The organism is Flavobacterium sp. UBA4854, from assembly GCF_002399805.1.
Lineage (GTDB): Bacteria > Bacteroidota > Bacteroidia > Flavobacteriales > Flavobacteriaceae > Flavobacterium > Flavobacterium ginsengisoli.
Window position 1 is genome coordinate 1 of the sequence record NZ_DHEI01000036.1, and the last position, 4,915, is coordinate 4,915.

A 4,915-nucleotide genomic window follows, 5' to 3' on the forward strand; every position below is an offset into this window, starting at 1 on the left:
TTTTTTATCCATTTATCAACTTGAACCATTGTTGCATCTAGACCTTTTTGAAATAAATTCGGGTTGAAAGAAGCGTTGACAAACCAGTAGCCTCCAGTTTCTATATTTCCGCCCAAACCAGAAGAAATGTTGTATGTTAAACCGTCATTATCGCGAACTGTCTGCATTAAACGGCCTGCAAAACCTGCACCTAAAGTATAATTTCCGATATAAAACGGAATATAATCGGCATCGGCTCTTTTTAAACCTGTAAATTGTCCAATGAATAATTCGGCACTTGGTTTTTCTGGAATAGTTACTACTTCTGTTTTTGCTGCAACTTTTGAAGCTTCTTCAAATTTTAATTTTTCTGTAACTCCTCCATTCCAATTTTTGAATGATTTTTGCAATGAAGCTTTTAAGTTTGCTCCATCGGTATCGCCTACAATTACCAAACGCATAGAAGCTGTACCGAAATATTTTTTGTGGAAAGCTTTTACTTCGTCCAAAGTCGCGTTTTTGATATTCGCAATATTGTCCTCTACACTTAAACTGTAATTTGGATTTCCTTTTGGATAAATTGCCTGAGATAAAGCAATACTTCCTCTTTCGCCTGGATCATTCAGATCTTGCTGTGTATTTCCAATAAACTGCTGTTTAAGATTCTCGAATTCTTTTGCATCAAACAACGGATTTCTCAGTTCTTCTGCCAATAGAGTAATTACTTGATCTAAGTCTTTTTTCAAACATTTAAATCCGATATTGATTTTGAAAGTTGAAGCATTTACGTTTAATGAAACTCCTAGTTTTTGCAGTTTTTCTGAAAACTTAAATTTGTCATTCAGCGTTGTTCCTTTAGATAACATTGAAGCTGTTAGCGCTGGAATAACATCATTTTTAGTTTCACTGGCATAATTTCCTAACGAAATACTTGCTGCAACCGTAACAAAATCTTTTGCCGAAGTTTTTACCGAAACCACATCAATTCCAGATACTTTTTCTCTTTTAAAAGCTGAAGCCGATTTTTCGATTAAACTTGATTCATAAATTAATTCTTCTGCTGAATTTTTCACTAAAGCTGGAGCAGATGAAGACTCTTCATGAACATGTCCTTCATCTGAATGTCTATAATAAAACGGACCATTTTCTGGCATATAATTGTTGGCTTTCGCCGAATCATTATTTTGAGCACCAGCTTGTTTCGGAATAAAATATCCTGTTGTACTTTGATCTTCAACCAAATATTTATTTGCCACACGCATAACATCAGCTGGAGTTACTTTTTTCAATCGATCAACTCCTGTGATGTAAGCTGTCCAGTCGCCAGAAGCGATTGCTTCGTTTAATGCTGATGCAATTACGCCAGAACCATCGCGCGCTAAAATAGTCTGCGCGCTAATTTTTGCTACAACTCTATTTACTTCATCCTGAGTAACGCCTTCCTTTTGAATTTTAGCCACGACTTCACTAATTTTAGTATCGATATCTTCATGTTTTGAAGTTGTTGGAAAACCAACACCAATCGTAAAAAGTCCAACTTCTTTAAAATTAGTTGCACTTGCATAAGTATAAATTCCTAAACGAGTGTCAACAAAAGTTTTGTTTAAAATTGCTGATGGCCCAACACCAATAATCTGAGCCAAAATATTCAACGCAGGAAGATCTTCATGCAAAGCTCCAGGAATTTTATAAGCTTTGTTTACAACGCCTAATTCTCCAGGTTTTCTAACGATAATTTTACGTGCACCATATTGTTGAGGTTCTTCTGTATAAGGCTGTGGCATAGCGTTTGGCGCTTTTGTAATTTTGCCGAAATACTTTTCGATCAATTCAAAAACATTCTCTTTTTTGAAATCTCCAATAATGGTTAAAGTCGCATTATCTGGCCAATAATAGGTATTATAGAAATTTTTCAATACTTCAATCGGAGCTTTTTCAATATCCGATTTCCAGCCAATTGTAGAATGATGATATGGGTGTGCAATATACGCCGAAGCCCAAATTTCTTTATCCAATAAACTGTTCGGATCATTTTCGCCACGCTCAAATTCGTTACGAACCACCGTCATTTCTGCTTCTTTATCTTCTTTTAATAATAAAGAATTACGCATTCTGTCGGCTTCGATTTGAATTGCCAGTTCTATTTTATCACTTGGCAATGTTTCAAAATAATTGGTTCGGTCGTACCAAGTTGTAGCATTTAGCTGTGCTCCTGTATTTTGAAGCACATCTGTAATTGTATTTCCGTTCTTCTTATTGAAAGTCGGAGTTCCTTTAAACATTAAATGTTCTAAAAGGTGCGTTGATCCTGTGTTTCCTAAAACTTCGTGTTTAGATCCAACACGATATACAATTTGTACCGTTGCAACTGGCGAAGCATTGTCTTGCAAAAGCAAAACATTCATTCCGTTTGGCTGATATAAATATTCTTCAATTCCGCCTAACTCTTTTATTTTCTTAAAGTTAACCGATTTACTTTGCGCTGAAACAAGCGCGCAGAAAGCTAATGAGCAATAGCCCAGAAAGATGTGTTTTTTCATTTTTTGTTGATTGAGATATTTAGCTTGAAGTAACTTTGTCAAAGTTTAAAACTTGACAAAGTTGATATTGCATTTTTAAAAAAGCTTAAGATTTACTGAAAATTTCTTTTAGTTTAGATTGCAATTCAGCTTCTCTAAGATTCTTGGCAACAATTTTTCCGTCGGGTCCAATTAAGTAATTGGTTGGAACCATTTTTACTCCGTATAAAACGGCTGCTTCATTTTGCCATCCTTTTAAATCAGAAACATGTGTCCAAGTTAAACCGTCTTTTTCGATTGCTTTTTCCCAAAGTTTCTTTTTATCATCTAGAGAAACTCCCAAAACATCAAATCCTTTATCGTGATAGGTTTTGTAAGCCACAACTACATTAGGATTTTCTTTTCGGCATGGACCACACCAGCTTGCCCAAAAATCTACTAGAACATATTTACCTTTGTAATCTGATAATTTTACTACTTTTCCGTTAATATCAGTTTGAGAAAATTCAGGAGCTGCAACGCCAACTGCTGTTTTTTCGTTAAGATCAATCGATGCTTTTAATTTTTTTCCGTAAAATGATTTTTGAATTTCTGGAGATAACACTGCATAATATTCTTTTACTTTTTCTGGAGTTCCGTAAGATACAATTCGATCTTCAATTACTAATGCTCCACCTAAATTGTCTTTATTTTTTCTGATGAATTTATCTGTCAAATCATCCGCAAAAGCGCCAAGATCTTTCCATTTTTTATCCATCATCGTTTGCTGTTCTGGAGTCAATTTTACTTTTCCGCCTTGTGTCAGCGAATCAGATAATTTGTAAATCGGACCAGCAACTGCTTGTATTTTTTTGAATTCGTTATCGTAGTATGATTTGTAAAGTCCGTTTTGAGTGGCTCCAGTTACTTTGGCTTTAAAAACAGAATCTTTTTTGGCTTCAATCGTAATATCTTCATTGTCTAAAAGAAAATAAGCTCCGTATTCCTGTCCTTTAATTTTAATGGTATGAAATAAAGGTTCTCCTGTTTTTCCTGCAAAAGAAAATGCACCTTCTTTTACCTCAGCCGAATCAATTATTTTTTTATCTCCCTTTTCGTCGGCATATTCAAGATAAACCGTTCCTTTATCTAATCCGTCAATTTTCCCGTTTATTGTATATCCTTCTTTCTTTGTGCAAGAAGTAAATGCCGTAAGCGCCAATGCCAAAAACGACGATTTTAAGATTGTACTTTTCATGATGATATTTTTTGTTTGTTATTTTTTTAATTTTTATTCAAGGTAATTCAACTTTGTCAAAGTTTGAAACTGCGACTGTGACTGAAAACTGCGACTAAAATCTAAGATTTCATAAGTTCTTTCAACTTTGCTTCTAATTCTGCACCTCTCAAATTTTCTCCAATAATTACACCTTTACCGTCTACTAAATAGGTTGCTGGAATTGCTTTTACGTTAAATGATTTACTCACTTTATCGTCGTCTAGAAGATTGTGCCATTGCATATTTTCCTGTCCAAGGGCTTTTTGCCAAGCTTTTTCGTCTTTATCAATTGAAACGCTTAAAATTTCAAATCCTTTGTTTGAATATTCAGCATAAGCTGTTTTTAAATTCGGAATTTCTTTTCGGCATGGACCGCACCAAGATGCCCAAAAATCTACCAAAATATACTTTTTACCTGTTACGATATCTTTTGCATTAAATGTTTTTCCATCTTTATCTTTTAATCCGAAATTGGCAATGCTTGTTCCTACTAAAGATTTCGGATTCAAATCTTTATCTAAAATCTGTCCGTAGTAGCTTTTCTTTGCCACATCAGAAAATTGCTCGTAAATTGGCTTTTGTTCTGCAGTAAAATAACTGTAAGAGGTCATCATAAAAAATGGTCCCCACCAAGTTTCTTTATGTTTTGCAATAAGAGCCAATGTTGTTTTTTCGACATTTGTAAAAAAAGCTTTTTCATCTGCTTCAAATTTTTTCCAAACTGGAAGACTTTGAAGTGAGTCTGCTGCTTTTACATTTTTATCTCGTCTTGCTGCACCGATTAATTTGCTCAATTCATCTGAATCTTTGGTGTGATACGCTTTATAGTCTTTATCAAGCTGATCTTTATAAACAATTTCTTTTGCATAAAAATCATGTGATTTAGAGCCCGTAATAACTACATCTTTAAAAGTTATCCACTCTCCTTCTTTATCTGAAACCGTACCAGCTGCCGATATTTTTATTTTTGCATTTTCGACCATTACAGAAATATTTCCTTTGTTTTTACCAAAGACAACATAGAAAAAACGTGGCTCATTTAATTTTCCTGAAAAAGTAAATTTACCGTCTTTAAGCGTTGTTTCAGCAACTGGCAGTTCAGAAGTATGTGTTCCCCCTGGTATTAATTTTACAGCTGTTCCATCGATTAACCCTGTAA

Annotated in this window: 3 protein-coding genes; all 3 read right to left on the reverse strand. The window is 34.4% G+C overall.

Annotated features, from left to right (window positions below):
* Positions 1-2,519 (reverse strand): M16 family metallopeptidase (locus B3J44_RS04760; RefSeq protein ID WP_286966111.1); only part of this gene is annotated, 2,519 nt, incomplete at its 3' end.
* A gap of 85 nt (positions 2,520-2,604) precedes the next feature.
* Complete coding sequence (locus tag B3J44_RS04765; protein WP_286966112.1) at positions 2,605-3,735, reverse strand: TlpA disulfide reductase family protein; 1,131 nt, start codon at positions 3,733-3,735, stop codon at positions 2,605-2,607.
* A gap of 101 nt (positions 3,736-3,836) precedes the next feature.
* Positions 3,837-4,915 (reverse strand): TlpA disulfide reductase family protein (locus tag B3J44_RS04770; RefSeq protein WP_286966113.1); only part of this gene is annotated, 1,079 nt, incomplete at its 5' end.

Excerpts from the sequence above, each read along its gene's own strand:
- B3J44_RS04765 (WP_286966112.1), bottom strand. The coding sequence starts at position 3,735 with ATGAAAAGTACAATCTTAAAATCGTCGTTTTTGGCATTGGCGCTTACG.